The 17,563-nt window shown below is 37.5% G+C and carries 17 protein-coding genes; 10 read left to right on the top strand and 7 right to left on the bottom strand.

The features are described from left to right. Positions 1-213: 213 nt before the first annotated feature. From PQG52_RS04975 to PQG52_RS04965, 3 genes are all read left to right on the top strand, one after another. Positions 214-495 (top strand): hypothetical protein, encoded by a 282-nt coding sequence (locus PQG52_RS04975; protein ID WP_271828258.1) that lies wholly within the window; start codon positions 214-216, stop codon positions 493-495. A 34-nt stretch (positions 496-529) separates the two neighbouring features. Further along, the gene (locus tag PQG52_RS04970) at positions 530-961 is read left to right on the top strand and encodes a hypothetical protein (protein ID WP_271789614.1); all 432 of its coding nucleotides are present in this window, start codon (positions 530-532) and stop codon (positions 959-961) included. 142 nt (positions 962-1,103) lie between these two features. Continuing rightward, positions 1,104-1,814, top strand: a complete 711-nt coding sequence (locus PQG52_RS04965) for a response regulator transcription factor (RefSeq protein WP_271828257.1) — start codon at positions 1,104-1,106, stop codon at positions 1,812-1,814. A 5-nt stretch (positions 1,815-1,819) separates the two neighbouring features. Here PQG52_RS04965 and PQG52_RS04960 read toward each other — a convergent pair whose 3' ends face one another. Further along, the gene (locus PQG52_RS04960; protein ID WP_271789612.1) at positions 1,820-2,608 is read right to left on the bottom strand and encodes an NAD kinase; all 789 of its coding nucleotides are present in this window, start codon (positions 2,606-2,608) and stop codon (positions 1,820-1,822) included. A gap of 483 nt (positions 2,609-3,091) precedes the next feature. On the opposite strand from PQG52_RS04960, the gene PQG52_RS04955 reads away from it, so the two are divergent. Then, complete coding sequence (locus PQG52_RS04955; protein WP_271828256.1) at positions 3,092-3,619, top strand: helix-turn-helix domain-containing protein; 528 nt, start codon at positions 3,092-3,094, stop codon at positions 3,617-3,619. Between the two features lie 14 nt (positions 3,620-3,633). On the opposite strand, the gene PQG52_RS04950 is transcribed toward PQG52_RS04955, so the two are convergent. The 5 genes from PQG52_RS04950 to sdhC all read right to left on the bottom strand — a co-directional run bounded on the left by PQG52_RS04950 (position 3,634) and on the right by sdhC (position 7,917). Beyond that, a complete protein-coding gene (locus tag PQG52_RS04950; RefSeq protein WP_271828255.1) occupies positions 3,634-4,311 on the bottom strand; it encodes a fused DSP-PTPase phosphatase/NAD kinase-like protein in 678 nt (225 codons plus the stop codon). Between the two features lie 18 nt (positions 4,312-4,329). After that, positions 4,330-5,112: a succinate dehydrogenase iron-sulfur subunit gene (locus tag PQG52_RS04945; protein WP_271789609.1), complete on the bottom strand. Its 783-nt coding sequence runs from the start codon at positions 5,110-5,112 to the stop codon at positions 4,330-4,332. 21 nt (positions 5,113-5,133) lie between these two features. Further along, entirely contained in the window at positions 5,134-6,945 is a 1,812-nt protein-coding gene (gene sdhA, locus PQG52_RS04940) for a succinate dehydrogenase flavoprotein subunit (protein ID WP_271828254.1), read from the bottom strand. Between the two features lie 33 nt (positions 6,946-6,978). After that, entirely contained in the window at positions 6,979-7,389 is a 411-nt protein-coding gene (gene sdhD / locus PQG52_RS04935; protein WP_271828253.1) for a succinate dehydrogenase, hydrophobic membrane anchor protein, read from the bottom strand. A gap of 75 nt (positions 7,390-7,464) precedes the next feature. Beyond that, entirely contained in the window at positions 7,465-7,917 is a 453-nt protein-coding gene (gene sdhC, locus PQG52_RS04930; RefSeq protein ID WP_271789607.1) for a succinate dehydrogenase, cytochrome b556 subunit, read from the bottom strand. A 266-nt stretch (positions 7,918-8,183) separates the two neighbouring features. On the opposite strand from sdhC, the gene PQG52_RS04925 reads away from it, so the two are divergent. Both PQG52_RS04925 and PQG52_RS04920 read left to right on the top strand, forming a co-directional pair. Further along, entirely contained in the window at positions 8,184-8,768 is a 585-nt protein-coding gene (locus PQG52_RS04925) for a hypothetical protein (RefSeq protein ID WP_271828252.1), read from the top strand. 39 nt (positions 8,769-8,807) lie between these two features. Beyond that, entirely contained in the window at positions 8,808-9,119 is a 312-nt protein-coding gene (locus PQG52_RS04920; RefSeq protein WP_271828251.1) for a hypothetical protein, read from the top strand. A 62-nt stretch (positions 9,120-9,181) separates the two neighbouring features. Here PQG52_RS04920 and PQG52_RS04915 read toward each other — a convergent pair whose 3' ends face one another. Then, on the bottom strand, positions 9,182-10,204 hold the full coding sequence (locus PQG52_RS04915) for an aspartate-semialdehyde dehydrogenase (protein WP_271828250.1): 1,023 nt from the start codon (positions 10,202-10,204) through the stop codon (positions 9,182-9,184). Positions 10,205-10,414: 210 nt separating this feature from the next. Between PQG52_RS04915 and zapE the strand changes: the two genes are divergently transcribed. The 4 genes from zapE (at position 10,415) to lpdA (ending at position 17,479) form a co-directional block, all read left to right on the top strand. Next, entirely contained in the window at positions 10,415-11,533 is a 1,119-nt protein-coding gene (gene zapE, locus PQG52_RS04910) for a cell division protein ZapE (RefSeq protein ID WP_271828249.1), read from the top strand. A 68-nt stretch (positions 11,534-11,601) separates the two neighbouring features. Then, positions 11,602-14,478, top strand: a complete 2,877-nt coding sequence (locus PQG52_RS04905) for a 2-oxoglutarate dehydrogenase E1 component (RefSeq protein ID WP_271828248.1) — start codon at positions 11,602-11,604, stop codon at positions 14,476-14,478. Between the two features lie 48 nt (positions 14,479-14,526). Beyond that, positions 14,527-15,729 carry a 2-oxoglutarate dehydrogenase complex dihydrolipoyllysine-residue succinyltransferase gene (gene odhB, locus PQG52_RS04900; protein WP_271828247.1) on the top strand — a complete coding sequence of 401 codons (1,203 nt, stop codon included), beginning with the start codon at positions 14,527-14,529 and terminating at the stop codon, positions 15,727-15,729. A 52-nt stretch (positions 15,730-15,781) separates the two neighbouring features. After that, positions 15,782-17,479, top strand: a complete 1,698-nt coding sequence (lpdA, locus tag PQG52_RS04895) for a dihydrolipoyl dehydrogenase (protein ID WP_271828246.1) — start codon at positions 15,782-15,784, stop codon at positions 17,477-17,479. The last annotated feature ends 84 nt before the right edge of the window (positions 17,480-17,563 follow it).

Raw genomic sequence — 17,563 nt, 5'->3', positions numbered from 1 at the left:
TGTTTAGTTTAAGATGTAAAATGGTTTATATGTTAAAAAGCAACATAATTATTCTCTGGGTAAAATAATAGTTATTAAAAATAAAAAAAACATTTATTTTTTATGTATAAATAATTGTATTTTAAATATATGATATTTTATATTAGAGGGTTAACATATTGTAAATTGAGTGATTAACTTTGGCTGGAAACAATTTTATTAAGGAAAACGGAAATGTTTTTTAGAAAAAAAGATAAGAAAAAGGCTGCAGAACTTCAAAAAAATGCCCAAGATGAAATCGTATCTTTAAAAAAACAAGTCGAAGATTTGTTAAACGATCGTGTAACGCCAGCAATCGTGCAAGCTGCGGATAAAGCAGATCAGGTTGTTCATAATACAAAAGAAATAACCGATCATCAAATGAAACAGGTTTCTGATAAAGTGCAATCTAAACCTTTAATTGCTATTGTTCTATCTGTCGTCATTGGGTATTTATTAGGTAGAGTTATTCGTTAATTTTATCATAATATAGAAAGTGATTTAAAAACTCATGAAGATTGCTGAGTATGGTAAGGCCGCAGTTGATGCTGAGGTTATGCTTCTTAAGAAAAAATCAGTCAGGATTACCAAACAAGTTGTTTTATGCTTGGTTGGTGCTCTTTTTGGTTTATTTACTTTGATTTCAATTCATGCTGTTTTAGCTGCGTTGTGCTGGAATATTTTGCAGACAGGGGCTTTGGGAACAGCATTGATTATTCTGGTGTTTGATATTGTTTGTATGCTGTTGTTATTTTTATGTGCATTTAAACAAAGGGTCAGCACAGAGGAAATCGAAGCAAAAATCATTCGTAATTACAATCTAAAGGAATTACGAAATTCATTGGCTATTACTGCGTTAATTGGTACGCTAAGTGGACCTTTGGGTAGCTATTTGCGTGGTTTTTTTTGGCAGTTTATAAAAAAAATATTTAAAAGAAATTGATTACTACATACAATATTGATGGTTGACTGTGATTTTAAGTTAACCATCAATAATATTTTATTGTTATTGATATTAAGTTATAATTTTTTTTATTTTCAACTTATGGTAGTTATATAACTATGAACTATCTGGAGTAGATATTATGCATGTTCTTCTTATGGGTGAAACGTTTTTTTCTGAACATGAGTTTTATCAGGAGTTGAAAGCGACAGGATTCTCAATTGATCGTGTTGGCTATGATCCACAAATATTATCAGCGTCTCAGTTCTATGATTATGATATGATTATTGTTGAATTGGATCAGCTAGATAAACAATTCTTCTCCACGATCAAATTATTAAGGTCAATTAACGAGCAGTTGCCAATTATTATCGTTTCAAAAAAAGATGACGTTGATATGAAAATACAAGCATTCCAAGCTGGTATAGATGATTACGTGATGATCCCTTTTGCAATGCCAGAATTATTAGCACGGTGTAAGGCTGTTTTGAGACGATCTAATAAGGTTATTGCAGATCGCGTTATTCAAGTTGGGCAATTAAAAATTAATTTAGAAACACGCGAGGTGTTTGTAAATGGAAAACCTGTAAATCTAACAGGTAAAGAATATGCTATCTTAGAGATGTTAGTATTAAGGCGAGACGTTTTAATCAGTAAAATCACAATCTTAAATGATTTATATGCCGGTAGTAGTGATGAGCCAGACATGAAAATTATCGATGTTTTTGTATGTAAGTTAAGAAAAAAATTGCAAAAAGCTGGCGCTGGGGATTTGATTTCAACGATGTGGGGACAAGGTTATATTTTTCGTCAACCGAGCCCCCTTGCGACAGAGCGCGAGCATGCAATGTAATTGCGTTAGGCTGTAAACTGCTCCGTTACGATTCTTTCTGATAACTCATGTCCTGGGTTAAATAGAATTTCAGATTTGATTGTTTTATTTTCTTTTACAAAAACTTTGGTTACATCTCTTATTTCAGTAAAATCAGCTACTGCTGCGATCGGGCGCTTTTGCTCTTCAATCGTTAAGAATTGAATAGAAGTGCTAGAGGGTAATAGGGCGCCTTTCCATCTGCGTGGGCGAAATGGGCAAATGGGTGTTAATGGTAACAATCCAGAATTAAGCGGAACAATGGGGCCGTGAGCTGATAGATTATAAGCTGTTGATCCTGCTGGTGTTGAAACAATAATGCCGTCACAGATCAGCTCTGATAGTCTGATTTCATCATTCGTGATAATTTGGATTTTTGCAGCTTGTCTTGTTTGTCGATATAGAAAAATATCATTAAACGCCAAGGCGGTGTGCGTTTTACCATCTGCAGTATATGCAGTCATTGATAAAGGATGAAGGTATGTGGGTTGTGCTTGATGTAAAATAGAAGGGAGATCTTTTTCCAATGTTACCTTCGGATTCGTTAGAAAACCAACAGAGCCAAAATTAATGCTGTAAATTGGAATATGATAGTTCAAATAGTTATGTAATGTTTCCAACATAAAACCATCACCACCAATACAGATGATAACCTCAGCTTCATTGATGTCAGAATTACCATATTTATCAATAAGGTTCTTTTTATATTGGGTAGCTTTCGAGCTTGGTATAGAAACAAAATGTAATTTTTGTGGAGGATTCGTTGGTGGCCACATAATATTCCCAATAATTTAGAGTATACTTAAATATTTATATATAAGAGCAGATTGAAAAAACGATTCTGCGAAATATATATATTTCATCTTACTTGAATTTAAAAATAATCATAGATGATTAGACTAATTTAGTCCTTTTTTTGAAAGAATAGAATACAAATGATATGATTGTTGTTGGATAAAGTTTATATTTAATCATTATTTTATACTGCGCTCTATTGTATAATTGATAATATGTGATAAGTATATATATGTATCGTTTTAAATAGAAATGCAACTTATAGTTTTAATTTTCTAGTATTGAGAAGTAAGTAAAACTTACACAAGTATGAATTTTATCTTTTTTCGATTTATTACATTAAATAACAATTCCTATACTTGAATTTATTTTTTTATGCTGCTAGGTATTGTTGCGGTTGATATTTAATTTTAATAAAAAAATATTTTTTTAGTAATATTTTTCATTTACAGAGTAAGTATTTTATGACGACCAATCAAAAACCTTTGGAAATAGATTCAAAAGAGAATAATTCTGAATCAGTTGGTATAGATCAAAGAGTAGGAAGCCGTATTCGTTTAAGAAGAAGGTTATTAGGATACTCTCAAGAGAAGCTTGCATTGGCGTTGGGACTTTCTTTTCAACAAGTGCAAAAATATGAAAAAGGAAGTAACCGTGTTGGCGCATCTAGACTTTTTGATATTGCAGAAATTTTACAAGTACCTATTAATTTCTTTTTTGACGAACATTTAAACCCTTTTTACATAGAGGAAAATGTATCTTTAGCAAATTCAAAAACCACTTCTGCAGTTCAAGCACGAGATGTTCATGCAGTGTTGGATGAAGATAACATAGCACAGGCGTCCTTAGCGACTATAAGTGATGATATTTTTGATTTGATGACCAGTAAAGAAACGACGAACTTGTTAAAAGCTTATTACGCAATTCTAGATCCGGAAGTTCGCCAAAAATTGCTGCATTTAATTTGCGCAATGAGTGAAAGCAGCAAATAAAACAGAAATATTATTTATTCCCGATGTAAGATTTTGTCGGTTATAAAAGAGAATAGTTTTTTATGTCGGAACTCTTTTCTTAAAATATCTTCATGATACTCTTGCTGTACCCATTTCAAGAAATCTACTTTTCCTTTTGTTTGCTGAAAGTAATAGATAAAGAATTGGTCAAGTATGCCTGTTTTAGCTTGCTTGAAATGCCCAAACTTCCAAGATAGCTCTCCCATAGCATCTTCTAGGGTGTGATTTTCGAATAATTTAATCAATGCAGAAACAAGTCCTGCCCGATCGGCACCTGATTTACAATGAATTAAGATTGGAAAATCAAAGGTAGGATATAATTGTGCAAGGTTTAAAATACGATCTTTATGAGGGGCTCCACGACTTTCAAATGGTAAGTCGTATAAGGTAATCCCTAATTCTTTTGCTGCATGTCGAGAAAGAGCATCAGATCCACAATCGCGTTTTCCACGCAAATTGATAATTGTTTTAATCTGATATTTTTGAACAATTTTACGCAAACGTCCTGGTGTAGGATGATTACAGCGATAAACTTTGTGGTGAATAACGATGTGAAAATTAGTCCACACTAATCTAAATATGGAGTGGTCAATAAATAGGCTATCTATCCATGCCTTATAACGGTCAGATGGACGGGAGAGTGATGGATCAAAAGATATTTTCTTGCTCATGATCCATCACTACCTGATTTACATTTTACGTTCAACCTGTAAATGTTTTAGCTCAGCAATTGCTTTGGCAGGATTTAATCCTTTTGGACATGTTTGAGTACAGTTCATAATCGTACGACATGCATATAAACGCATTGAATCTTCAAGTTCGCCCAAACGTTCTCCCGCAGACTCGTCACGACTATCTGAAACCCAACGCATTGCAGCAAGTAAAACTGCTGGACCAAGATATTTATCTCCATTCCACCAATAAGATGGGCAGGAGGTTGAACAGCAAAAACAAAGGATACATTCGTAAAGACCGTCTAGCTTTTTACGCTCTTCGACACTTTGTAAGCGTTCTTTGTCAGGAGGAGGGGGCGTATCTGATTTTAACCAAGGTTCTACTTCACGTAGTTGCGCATATGGCCCGCTGAGGTCAGGAATCAAATCTTTGACGACAGGCATATGCGGTAATGGATAAATCGGCACATCTGAATTAATATCTTTAATATATTTCAAACATGCCAGCGTATTATGTCCATCAATATTCATCGCACATGAACCGCACACCCCTTCACGACAAGAACGACGGAAAGAAAGGGTAGGGTCAATTTCATTCTTGATATAGATCAAAGCATCCAAAACCATTGGACCAATTTTATCTAAATCAATTTCATAAGTATCAATGACAGGGTTACGGTTATCATCGGGACTCCAACGATAGATTTTAAACCGTTTTACATTTTTTGCATCAGGAGCGGCATGAAATGTTTTCCCAACTCCGACGCGGCTATTTTGAGGTAATCTAAATTCAACCATAATTTTAACCTTTTCTTTCTCTTAATATACGCGTTTTTTTGGTGGGAAAGTTTGAATTTCATCTGTCAATGTATTCATGTGCACTGGACGATAATCCAAAGACACTTCACCTTTGTCATTAAGGAAAGAAACTGTATGTTTTAACCAATCTTTATCATCACGTTCTGGATAATCATCATGCGCATGTGCGCCACGGCTTTCCTTGCGTGCCTCAGCACTGACCATAGAAACCGTTGCATTTGCAAGAAGGTTTTCGAATTCTAATGCTTCCATCAAATCTGTATTCCAAATCAAAGATTCATCAGCAACAGAAATATCAGCAAGTTCTGGCCAAAGTTTTTCGATCTTGGTAACACCATCTTTAAGGTTTTGATTATTACGGAAAACAGCAGCATGACGTTGCATTGTGCGTTGTAATGAATCACGCATTTGTGCCACTCTGATATTGCCTTTGGCGTATCTTAATTTGTCTAGACGAGCAATGGCATCTTCGCCAGCACCTGCTGGTAATGGAGCAATGGCATCATGTGGTTTTAAGATTTCTTGCGCACGTAATGCAGCCGCACGACCAAAGACGATCAAATCAAGCAAAGAGTTGGTTCCAAGACGGTTTGCACCATGAACAGAAACACAAGCTGCTTCACCCACAGCCATTAGGCCAGGAACGGTTGCATCAGGATTTTCTTTAGTTGGACGAATCACTTCGGCATGAATATTGGTTGGAATACCACCCATATTATAATGAACGGTTGGTAATACAGGAACAGGGTCTTTGGTGACATCAACACCAGCAAAGACTCTGGAGGTTTCAACAATACTAGGGAGGCGTTCATGTAAGATGTCAGCACCCAAATGTTCTAGATGTAACATAATATGGTCTTTGTTTGGACCACAACCGCGCCCTTCATTGATTTCAACAATCATTGCACGAGAAACAACGTCACGAGAAGCAAGGTCTTTGGCATGAGGCGCATAACGTTCCATGAACCGTTCGCCTTCAGAGTTAGTTAAATAACCACCTTCACCACGACAGCCTTCGGTTAGCAAGCACCCTGCTGGGAAAATACCTGTTGGATGGAATTGAACGAATTCCATATCTTGGGTTGGAATGCCAGCACGCATGGCCATTGCATTGCCATCACCCGTACATGTGTGGGCTGAAGTACAAGATTGGAATGCTCTACCATATCCGCCAGTTGCAAGAACCACTAAGTTCGCACGGAAGCGGTGCATTGTGCCATCATCAAGACACCAAGCCATAACACCTTTACATGCACCTTTGTCATCCATAATCAAATCGAGTGCAAAATATTCGATAAAGAATTCCACGTCATGCTTAAGGCTTTGTTGATATAAAGTATGTAAAATAGCATGACCCGTTCTGTCAGCAGCAGCACAAGCACGTTGAACAGGTTCTTTACCAAAATCACTCATATGTCCACCAAATGGACGTTGATAGATTTTTCCATCTTCGGTACGAGTAAATGGCACGCCCATATGTTCTAATTCATAAACAGCAGGGACGGCTTCACGGCATAGATATTCAATAGCGTCTTGGTCGCCTAACCAATCTGAACCTTTAATGGTATCATACATATGCCATTGCCATTTATCTTCGGCCATATTTCCCAAAGATGCAGCAATACCGCCTTGGGCTGCAGTTGTGTGGCTGCGTGTTGGAAAGACTTTGGTGATACAAGCCGTTTTTAAGCCAGCGGCACCCATACCCAATGTTGCACGAAGTCCAGAGCCACCAGCGCCAACAACAATAACATCATATGCATGATCGACAATGCGATAACTGCGTTGTGAAGGTAAGGTTATGGTATTCATTATTTAATATATCCTGTTTCTTTTATTTCTTGATTATTTTTTAGCTGGAGCGAGAGCAATTTTTAAAATGGAAATAACAGATAGCAGCCCTAAAAAGAATGTTCCGCCTTTGATGATTAAATCAAGGATTGTTTTGTTTTTACCACGAGAATAATCGCTGGTAATGACTTGTAATCCCATTTGCATATGATGAAAGGTTAGAATCATCAAAGAGAGTAATAAGACGGTATTGACTGGTTTTCCAGCCCATTGCACGATATCTTTGTGGTCTGCGTCACCCAGTCTCAGCATTTGAACGATAAACCAAATAGATAAAGGTGCAGTGCCAATAGCGGTTAGTCGTTCGGCTTTCCAATGTTCAACGATATGATGACCAGCACCTAATTGACGCATACGACCAAGGTTAGAACGTAAAATAGTAGGGTGATCTAAAGGGGTTGTCACTTGTAGTTTCTCCTGAGAGCTTGATGATAAATTACAAAATTATCGGTGATTATTCATTATATAATTCAGAATTTATTATTTTTTCTTTTTACCTAGTTTTTTGCCAATAATAATTGTCCATAAACCAAGGGTTAGGGCAGAGATACTGATCATATCGATCTTACTATCTTGATTTATTTCTTCTTTTTCCAAGCGTTTTGCGGTGCTATCCCAAACTAAATGACGTATCCCGCGAATAAAATGAAGAAAGAATGAAGCAGAAAAACCAAATAAAACAAGCTGTCCAGGGAAACTGCCTGTTACTTTTTGAACTTTTTTAAACGATTTTGGACCTTTTGCTGCTGATGCAAGCCAAGCAACCATGATGGCTGATCCAAAAGATAACGCCGCCCCAGTAATACGATTTAAAATAGATAAGGACATCGAAGGGATAGGTTTATAAACTTGCAAATGTGGTGACATAGGTCGTTTTTTAAGAGAACCATCACTGGTATGGCCGACATAAAAAGTTTCGCGTATATCCGACATAATTATTTCCTAATGTATCATTTTCGGCATAGTGCCAAGTAAATTACTTAGGTCATAACCTATACCCCGTTATTCAATAGGTCTAGTCAATTTATTAGGAGAAATGGGTTATTTGAGTAAAAAATATAATAGTTTTTGTGTATTTAACGCATCTATAACATGTTACTCATGATTTTTGTAAATGAATTAGTTGTATAGCGATGTAAATCGGTTTAAATGGCTTATGATGAAGCGTATTGATTGTATAAAAAATGATGGTGGGTTAAATGAAACAAAAAATATTGACAGGGTTTATTGTTTTAATCGGCGTAGTGTATAACACCATTGGTTTTGCGAAAGCTATGCCAGAGAAAATAATACAAGGGCCTTTTAAAACAGCTTTATATCCGAATGGAAAAATATATTTTACCAGAGAGGATGACGACGAGAACGCGGTTGTTCAAACATGTCATCCAATTTCTTTCTTTTTAGAAAAAAATCAAAATAGCTTACAACAGAAAGAAAAGATTGATCTGTATGAAGAGGATGGAGGATGTCCAGAAATAAAATCTGTCTTTTTTGGCAATATTCAAAATAAAAAATATATTTTTGTTATGGTTATTTGGGATTCTAAACATCCTGGGGTTGGTATGGATGGTGATTTCTATCAAACACATGCTTATACCAGAAATAAGGAAGGAATATTGTCACTTGATCGGATTATTTCAGATGATGGTAATTTATCAGGGTTTGAGGGTGGAAATAATTGTAAAAGCGATATTAATCCCGATGGTGATGATGATTGTTATATGAAATACAAGTATAAAACTGCGGCAGATGTAAAGAAATATTTAAAGCAGAAATATCATTAAATATATAAAAGAATCTTTTAATAATTTGGAAACAGAAGAGTGGATTTTTATACAGGGAAACCAGATAGGGCTATTAATCATTATGGGATTATTCACTATACCTATGAAACATCTCAGGCAGTTGGTTTGATGAAGGCAATTACAAATGTGTTTAAGTACGAGACTGATGCTAAACAGCAATCTGATGAAGATGCTTTATTGGCCATTGAAAAGCTGGTCTTAGAAAAGCAATCCAATACGAATGTTATCTATGATATGAATGTATCTATGGTGCATATTCCTATACAGGGAAGCTATTGCATTATTACAAAAATATTTGCCAGTTATGGTGCTTATCAAGATGTATGGTAACTAATAAAAAAAGCGAGAGAATTCTCTCGCCTTATATTTTATATCTCGTTTGGTAATCAGAATTACTTCTGGGAAACCAAATTCTGTTCAACCATAGACTCAGCAATTTGCACAGTGTTTAATGCAGCACCTTTGCGTAAATTGTCGGATACGCACCAAAATGCCAATCCATTTGGAACCGTTGGATCAATACGTAATCTGGAAACATAAGAAGCATCTTCACCAGCAGCTTCGATTTGGGTAACATAGCCTTCATCTTGGCGTTCATCATATAAAATTACACCATCTGCGTTACGTAATGCTTTACGAGCTTTTTCTAAATCAACAGGACGTTCGCATTCAATTGTGATGGCTTCACCATGCCCAATGAAAACGGGAACCCGAACACAAGTCGCAACCACAGCAATATCTGGATCTAGGATTTTTCTGGTTTCAACAGTCATTTTCCATTCTTCTTTGGTAAATCCGTCATCCATAAATTTATCAATATGAGGAATACAGTTAAAAGCAATTTGTTTAGTAAAATTGCCCCGTGTAATGCTTTCGCCAATTAAAGAAGATTTGGTTTGGGTAAAGAGTTCGTCCATGCCTTTTTTACCAGCCCCACCCGTTGCTTGATACGTTGAAACAACGACTCTTTTAATTTTAAAAAGTTCATGCAATGGCTTTAAGGCGACAACCATTTGAATGGTGGAACAATTAGGATTCGCAATGATGTTACGTTTTGCTTTTTTAAGAGCGTCTGGATTAACCTCTGGTACGACCAATGGAACATCGGGTTCCATACGGAAATAAGAGGTATTATCCACCACGATACATCCTGCTTCAGCGGCTTTGGGTGCATAAATTGCAGAAACAGATGCTCCGGCAGAGGCCAATACAAAATCCCATCCGTTAAAGTCAAATGTTTCAAGATTTTGAATTTTCAGAACTTTTTTTTCACCAAAAGAAATTTCTTTACCAGCAGAGCGTGGAGATGCTAATGCTGCGATATCTTTAATTGGAAAATCCCGTTCAGCAAGAATTTTTAAAATTTCTCTGCCAACAGCCCCTGTTGCGCCCATAACTGCTACGCGATAGCCCATAGTTCTTATATCCTTGAATAGGTTCGTAAATCTTAAAAACTATAGTTTACCTGTTTATTTTTGGATGTAAACGCACGAAAATAAAAAACTATTAAAAGAGATCACGATTGCACGAGATGGACAAAAATAACTATGAATTTTAATTTATGTCTTTAAAAAAGAAGATATAAAATTATAGTAATCTTTTAGGATTGGTTAGAAGAGTTAAATATGAATTTGCCCAGTAATGTTTATCAGGCAAGAGTAAAGGCGGGAACCTTAAAACAAGATGATGCGCAACAAAAGATCGTTTTGTTATTGGACCAACTATGTAGATCATTAGAAAACTATCAACCTGTTGTGCATTCTACTGGTGGTATGTTTGGCACTTTAAAAAGTTTATGGAAAAAACCAGAACAGCCTCCACGTGGATTGTACTTAGTGGGTTCCGTTGGACGGGGAAAGTCAATGTTGATGGATCTGTTTTATGAACAGGTTCCCGTGCAACATAAAATCAGAACGCATTTTCATATTTTTATGCAAGAAACGTATAAAAGATTTCATGTTTTAAAACAGCAATCAGGTAAAGGAGGAGACCCTATTCCTGATTTAGCCAAAGAGTTGGCTCAAAAAGCATGGCTACTTTGTTTTGATGAATTTCAAGTGAACGATATTGCGGATGCAGTTTTATTAGGGCGTTTATTTGAACAGCTCTTTGCATTGGGTGTTGTGGTTGTGGCGACTTCAAATGTTAATATCTCAAGTCTTTTTCAGAATAGACCTGGGGCGGATGCATTTAAACCGTTCATCAAGATATTATCGCAGCAAATGCAAGAGGTTGAGTTAAATGCTGCTCAGGATTATCGTTTGGGCCGTCCAGAGGATGAAAAACGCTGGTTGGTTCCTTGTAATGCAGAAAGTAAAGAGCGTTTAGATCATATCTTTTTACGTGAATCTGAAGGACAGCCTATTAAAGAAGAAGCATTAACAGTTATGGGAAGATCCTTGCGTATTCCTTGTGCAGCAGGCGATGTTACGCGTTTTTCATTTGCAGACCTTTGTGATGTTAATTTAGGTGTCGGGGATTATTTGGCATTAGCACAAAGGTTTAAAACAATCATTTTAGACGATATTCCACGATTTAATCCTGATAATGTGAATGTAATCGAACGTTTTACGATGTTAATAGATGTATTATATGAACAAAACGTCAAGTTATATGCTTCGGCAGCAGCAGAGTTTGAGGAAATCTATCGTAAAGAAGATAGAAGAGCTTTCTTTGAACGTACAATTTCACGTTTAAATGAAATGCAAGGGCAAAACTGGGGCAATGCAAAGCGCATTATATAAATAATGATGTTTTAATATTTAAGAGATACAGCAATTACTTAAAACAAAAGGTAAGGAAGAAATATAAGATGGCGATAAATGATCATATTGCAAGTGTGTTCAGCGGATCAAATAGTGCCTATCTTGCTGATTTATATGCACAATGGGTCGAAAACCCAGAGAGTGTTGACTCTTCATTTTCAGAATTATTTACAGCATTAAATGATGCACAACATATTGTTGTTAAAGATGCTAGAGGAGCATCTTGGGCTCCGCGCCCTTTAACAGATATTGTTATCGAGACGGACGAAAAAACACCGTCCCCTTCTAAAGGAGATAAGATTTCCAAAGAACAACTTTATAGTGCTGCAAATGACAGTATTCGGGCTATACAGTTAATTAATGCTTATCGAACTTTGGGTCATCAATATGCGCAACTTGACCCTTTACAACTGAGCCACAGAATTTTGGTTGCAGAGCTGGATCCAGAAACCTATGGATTTACGGCGCAAGATATCGACCGTCCTATTTTTATTGGAAAAAATGTCGCTTCGTTTTTGCCACAAGAAATACATTCAATACGAGAGATCATTGCAGGGCTTCATAAAGTCTATTGTCGTTCTATTGCTTGGGAATATATGTATCTACAAGACAATAAGCAACGCCAATGGCTGATGCAAAAAATAGAAAATTTAAACACTGTCAGTTTGCAAAATGATGATAAAAAACGACTTTTACAACAATTAACAGAAGCCGTTGGGTTCGAAGCGTTTTGTTCAAAACGATATGTTGGTGTAAAACGTTTTGGTCTTGATGGGGGCGAAGTCACTATTCCAGCACTACATGCTGTGATTAGACATGCTGTGACACAATATGACGTAAAATCGATCAGCATGGGAATGGCGCATCGTGGGCGATTAAATGTTTTAACAAATGTTGTTGGTAAGCCCTTTGTTGCTTTATTTCACGAATTTGCGGGTGGCTCTTATAAACCAGATGGAATTCCTGGTGCTGCGGATGTGAAATATCACCTTGGATATCGCAAGCAAGTCGAAGTTGAAGGGAAACCTGTTGAACTGTCGATGGCTTTTAATCCTTCTCACTTAGAAGCGGTGGGTGCTGTTGTCGAAGGACAGGTTCGTGCAGAGCAAGATCGGGATGGTCAGAAACATTTGGCTGTTCTTTTGCATGGGGATGCAGCGTTTGCTGGACAAGGTGTGGTTTATGAAATTCTAGCAATGTCACAATTGCCTGCGTATGAAACGGGCGGAACCATTCATATTGTCACCAATAATCAAATTGGTTTTACAACATCACCAGATTTAGCGTTTTCTGGATATTATGGCACCGATGTCGCCAAAGTTGCACGGGCACCGATTGTTCATGTGAATGGGGATGACCCAGAGGCTGTTGTTAAAGTGATGCAGCTTGCTGTAGAATTTAGAGAACAGTTTGCAACGGATATTGTGGTTGATTTGGTTTGTTATCGCCGTAATGGTCATAATGAGACGGATGAACCTGCATTTACGCAACCCCTAATGTATAATGTGATTCGTAAGCATGATACGATCTACAAAATTTACGCTGATAAACTTGCTAATAAGGGTGTAATTACTTCTGGTGAGAGTGAAGCTCATTGGAATACATTCCAAGAATATTTGCAAGCTAGCTATAATGCTTCTCAAGATTATCGTATGAATACGATGGAGTGGGTTAATGCGGATTGGCATCAAATGAAGCTCAGAGGACAAGGGCGCCAAGAAGCAATGACAGCTATTTCGATGGATGTAGCTCAGAAAGTTGGCAAAGCATTATCGTCTTATGCTGATGGGTTTAATTGTCATCCTAAGCTAACCCGCCAATTGGAAGCAAAGGCACAAATGTTTTCATCAGGTGAGAATATTGATTGGGCAACGGGTGAGGCTTTGGCTTTTGGCAGTTTATTATTAGAAAATCATCCTGTTCGCTTGTCAGGTCAAGATTGTCAAAGAGGCACATTCAGTCATCGTAATGCTGTTTTATTTGATCAAAAAACACAACAACCTTATGTTTTGTTAAATCATATTCAGCCAGAACAGGCAAAAATTGATATTTATAATTCATTTTTATCTGAGTTTGCAGTGCTTGGATTTGAATATGGGTATAGTTGCACAAATCCAAACGCTTTAGTTTTATGGGAAGCTCAGTTTGGTGATTTTGCAAATGGGGCTCAGATTATTATCGATCAATTTATCAGCGCAGGCGAAAGTAAATGGTTGCAAATGTCTGGTCTGGTTATGTTGTTACCTCATTCTCAGGAAGGACAAGGCGCAGAACATTCTTCAGCAAGATTGGAACGTTTTTTACAACTTTGTGCTGATGAGAATATGCAGGTTTGTAACTTAACAACACCAGCCAATTATTTTCATGCGTTACGCCGTCAGTTAAAGCGTAATTATCGCCAGCCTTTGGTTATTATGTCTCCTAAATCTTTATTGAGACATAAATTGGCACAGTCTCCTTTATCTGCATTTATTGATGGAACAAAATTCCTTCCTGTGATTGATGAGGTTGATTCTGCTGTTATCAAAGAGAAAATCAAACGTATCGTATTATGCTCGGGTAAAGTTTATTATGATTTATGGGCACGTCGTCTTGAGTTGCGGTGTGAATTACAATCAGAGCAAGTCGCTTTGGTTCGTATGGAGCAACTTTATCCATTTCCAGCGCAAGAATTATCAACGATATTATCACAATATCCAAACGTAGAGATCATTTGGTGTCAAGAGGAGCCAGAGAATATGGGGGCGTGGAATTTTGTTGATCGTAAAATTGAAAAATGTTTGCGAGAAATAAAACATTCAAACCCATTTGTGCAATATGCAGGGCGTTTGGCTGCTGCCAGCCCAGCCTCAGGCTTATCTTCTGTATATAAATCAGAGCAAGAAGATTTGGTGGATCAGGCGCTAGGTCATAAAAAAGCTTAAATTTGTTACGATAAAAATAGAGAGAGAAAGAGTAAGAAAGTAGTCATTATGTCAGTAGAAATAAAAGTACCACAACTTGGAGAAAGTATTTCCGTTGCAACGATTGCAAAATGGTTAAAGCAACCTGGTGAATATGTAGAAATGGATGAAGCGATTGTTGAGCTGGAAACTGATAAGGTCAGTGTCGAAGTCGCAGCTTCTCAAGCAGGTGCTTTGGGAAATCATTTCGTCAATGAAGGGGACGAGGTTGAGGTCGGTGCGATATTGGCAACAATTGAAGAAGGTGGCGCAAAGGCTGCATCAGCACCCGTTGCAAAAGCACCAAAGGCAGAAGAAGCGATTAAAGCTGCTGCACCTGTTTCTTCAACTCCTGAACCTCATCAACCTATGCCAGCAGCGCGTAAAATGATGGATGAAAAACAAATTTCTGCGTCTCAAATCGGTCAAGGCTCAGGAAAAGAGGGTCGTATTACACGTGAAGATGTTGTGAATTTTGTGACGGGTGTAAGCTCTAAACCAACAGCTTCTGTGCCAGCACGTCAAGATGATCCTCGTGAAGAACGTGTCAAAATGACTCGCTTGCGTCGTACGATTGCACGACGTTTAAAAGATGCCCAAGAAACTGCTGCCATGCTAACCACTTTTAATGAAGTTGATATGTCGGCAGTGATGAAATTGCGTAGTGAATATAAAGATGCATTTAATAAAAAATACGAAGATGCACGCTTAGGGTTTATGTCTTTTTTCGTCAAAGCAACTGTTTCTGCTTTACAAGAATTTCCAGCAATTAATGCGCAAATTGATGGCGAAGACGTTATTTATCGTCATTTTGTGAATATGGGGATTGCCGTGGGTGGTCCAAATGGATTGGTCGTTCCAGTTTTACGCGATGCGGATCAAATGAGCTTTGCTGAGATTGAGGGAAGTATTATTGGTTTTGCTAAAAAAGCTAAGAATAATCAATTAAAGATAGATGATTTGTCAGGTGGAACTTTTTCTATTACCAACGGTGGAATTTATGGTTCTTTGATGTCTACACCAATTTTAAATATGCCGCAATCGGGTATTTTGGGGATGCATGCTATCAAAGAACGCCCCATCGCCGAAAATGGTCAGGTTGTTATTCGTCCAATGATGTATCTGGCATTATCTTACGATCATCGTATTGTTGATGGCAAAGAAGCAGTTAGCTTCTTGGTTCATATTAAAGATAGAATTGAACATCCAGAACGCTTATTATTAGGCGTTTAATTTTTAACTGACTTGATGCTGCTCTTGTTATAAATAAAGAAGGATTATCCTTATGGCTGTGGAAATCGTAGTTCCTGTTCTAGGCGAAAGTATTACTTCTGCTGTTGTTTCTAAATGGTTAAAACAACCAGGAGAGGCGGTAAGTGCTGATGAGGCAATTATTGAACTGGAAACAGATAAGGTCAATGTTGAAGTTCCAGCCCCTATTTCAGGAGTTGTTGGACAGCATCAAGTTTCTGTTGGGGACGAGGTTTCGGTTGGTGCTTTGTTAGTTACTATTGGTGCTGCTGAGAGTGGCACATCAAATAATAATGTTCAGCCACCTGTTGTTGAAGAGAAAAAAGATACATCTGTGTCTAATGATGCTGAATATGATTTGGTTGTTATTGGTGCGGGTCCAGGTGGATATGTTGCGGCTATTCGTGCGGCTCAGCTGGGCATGAAAGTTGCGTGTGTTGAAAAAAGAAAAACATTAGGGGGGACTTGCCTTAATGTCGGCTGTATCCCGTCCAAAGCATTATTATATGCTTCAGAGCAATATGAAGCTGCTCAAAAAAGATTTAAGAGCTTGGGGGTATTGGTTAAAGATGTGCAATTAGACTTGGCTGCAATGCAGGCACATAAAGACTCTGTGATTAATGCCAATGTCTCGGGAATCGAGTTTCTTTTAAAGAAAAATAAAATCACTTGGTTAAAAGGGACGGCAACCATTCCTGCGCCAGGTCAAGTTTCAATCGATGGTGAAGTTGTTACAACACGTTCTATCGTGATTGCAACAGGTAGTGAGAGTGTTTCTTTGCCTAATGTAGAGATTGATGAAAAGCAAGTGGTGACCTCTACTGGTGCTTTGTCTCTTGAAAAGGTGCCAGAGCATATGGTTGTCATTGGTGGTGGGGTGATCGGTGTTGAATTAGGGAGTGTTTGGCATCGTTTAGGAGCCAAAGTCACTATTGTTGAATATTTTGATCGCTTACTACCGGGCTTTGATAAAGAGGTCTCTTTGAATTTTGCTAAAATACTGGAAAAACAAGGTATTCAGCTAAAACTTGCGCATAAAGTTGAAAAATTAGAGAAAAACAGTTCAGAATCTCAAGTAACAATTAGCAATGTTGCTGGAGACCACACAGAGATCTTATCTGCGGATGTTGTATTGGTTTCTGTGGGTCGTCGTCCTGTTACACAAGGGTTGGGTTTAGAAAATATTGGCGTTGTTTTAAATGAAAAAGGGCGAATTAAAACAAACGAACAATTCCAAACCAGTATCCCTGGCATTTATGCGATTGGAGATGTGATTGCAGGTCCTATGTTAGCCCATAAAGCTGAAGAAGAAGGGGTTGCTGTTGCCGAGTATCTAGCAGGACAAAAGCCTCATATTGATTACGGGTTAATTCCTGGAGTGGTTTATACAAAGCCAGAAATTGCAATGGTTGGTAAAACAGAAGAAACGCTAAAGGCTGAATCGATCGAATATACAGTTGGCAAATTCCCATTTAGTGCCAATGGTCGGGCAAGAGCTATGAATCAAACCGAGGGTTTTGTGAAGATTCTAGCGGATAAAAGAACTAACAAAGTTTTAGGGGTGCATTTAATAGGGCCTCATTGTAGTGAAATGATTGCTGAAGCTGTATTAGCAATGAATTTTGGGGCTTCTGCCGAAGATATTGCATTGACTTGCCATGCCCATCCGACTCTGACAGAATCGATCAAAGAGGCGGCTTTGGGAACACAGAAAAGATCAATTCACATGTAATCAACATGAATCTTGTTTCCTTTGTTTAGGCATTCGATTACAGTGTGATTTTACATTAATTAACCCTGTGTAATGAGGAGTAGT

Origin of the sequence: Commensalibacter communis, from assembly GCF_947179105.1 — a bacterium.
Taxonomy (GTDB): domain Bacteria; phylum Pseudomonadota; class Alphaproteobacteria; order Acetobacterales; family Acetobacteraceae; genus Commensalibacter; species Commensalibacter communis.
This window is presented reverse-complemented; position numbering and strand designations above follow the sequence as displayed.

Excerpts from the sequence above, each read along its gene's own strand:
- PQG52_RS04975 (WP_271828258.1), top strand. The coding sequence starts at position 214 with ATGTTTTTTAGAAAAAAAGATAAGAAAAAGGCTGCAGAACTTCAAAAA.
- PQG52_RS04970 (WP_271789614.1), top strand. The coding sequence starts at position 530 with ATGAAGATTGCTGAGTATGGTAAGGCCGCAGTTGATGCTGAGGTTATG.
- PQG52_RS04965 (WP_271828257.1), top strand. The coding sequence starts at position 1,104 with ATGCATGTTCTTCTTATGGGTGAAACGTTTTTTTCTGAACATGAGTTT.
- PQG52_RS04960 (WP_271789612.1), bottom strand. The coding sequence starts at position 2,608 with ATGTGGCCACCAACGAATCCTCCACAAAAATTACATTTTGTTTCTATA.
- PQG52_RS04955 (WP_271828256.1), top strand. The coding sequence starts at position 3,092 with ATGACGACCAATCAAAAACCTTTGGAAATAGATTCAAAAGAGAATAAT.
- PQG52_RS04950 (WP_271828255.1), bottom strand. The coding sequence starts at position 4,311 with ATGAGCAAGAAAATATCTTTTGATCCATCACTCTCCCGTCCATCTGAC.
- PQG52_RS04945 (WP_271789609.1), bottom strand. The coding sequence starts at position 5,112 with ATGGTTGAATTTAGATTACCTCAAAATAGCCGCGTCGGAGTTGGGAAA.
- sdhA (WP_271828254.1), bottom strand. The coding sequence starts at position 6,945 with ATGAATACCATAACCTTACCTTCACAACGCAGTTATCGCATTGTCGAT.
- sdhC (WP_271789607.1), bottom strand. The coding sequence starts at position 7,917 with ATGTCGGATATACGCGAAACTTTTTATGTCGGCCATACCAGTGATGGT.
- PQG52_RS04925 (WP_271828252.1), top strand. The coding sequence starts at position 8,184 with ATGAAACAAAAAATATTGACAGGGTTTATTGTTTTAATCGGCGTAGTG.
- PQG52_RS04915 (WP_271828250.1), bottom strand. The coding sequence starts at position 10,204 with ATGGGCTATCGCGTAGCAGTTATGGGCGCAACAGGGGCTGTTGGCAGA.
- zapE (WP_271828249.1), top strand. The coding sequence starts at position 10,415 with ATGAATTTGCCCAGTAATGTTTATCAGGCAAGAGTAAAGGCGGGAACC.
- PQG52_RS04905 (WP_271828248.1), top strand. The coding sequence starts at position 11,602 with ATGGCGATAAATGATCATATTGCAAGTGTGTTCAGCGGATCAAATAGT.
- odhB (WP_271828247.1), top strand. The coding sequence starts at position 14,527 with ATGTCAGTAGAAATAAAAGTACCACAACTTGGAGAAAGTATTTCCGTT.
- lpdA (WP_271828246.1), top strand. The coding sequence starts at position 15,782 with ATGGCTGTGGAAATCGTAGTTCCTGTTCTAGGCGAAAGTATTACTTCT.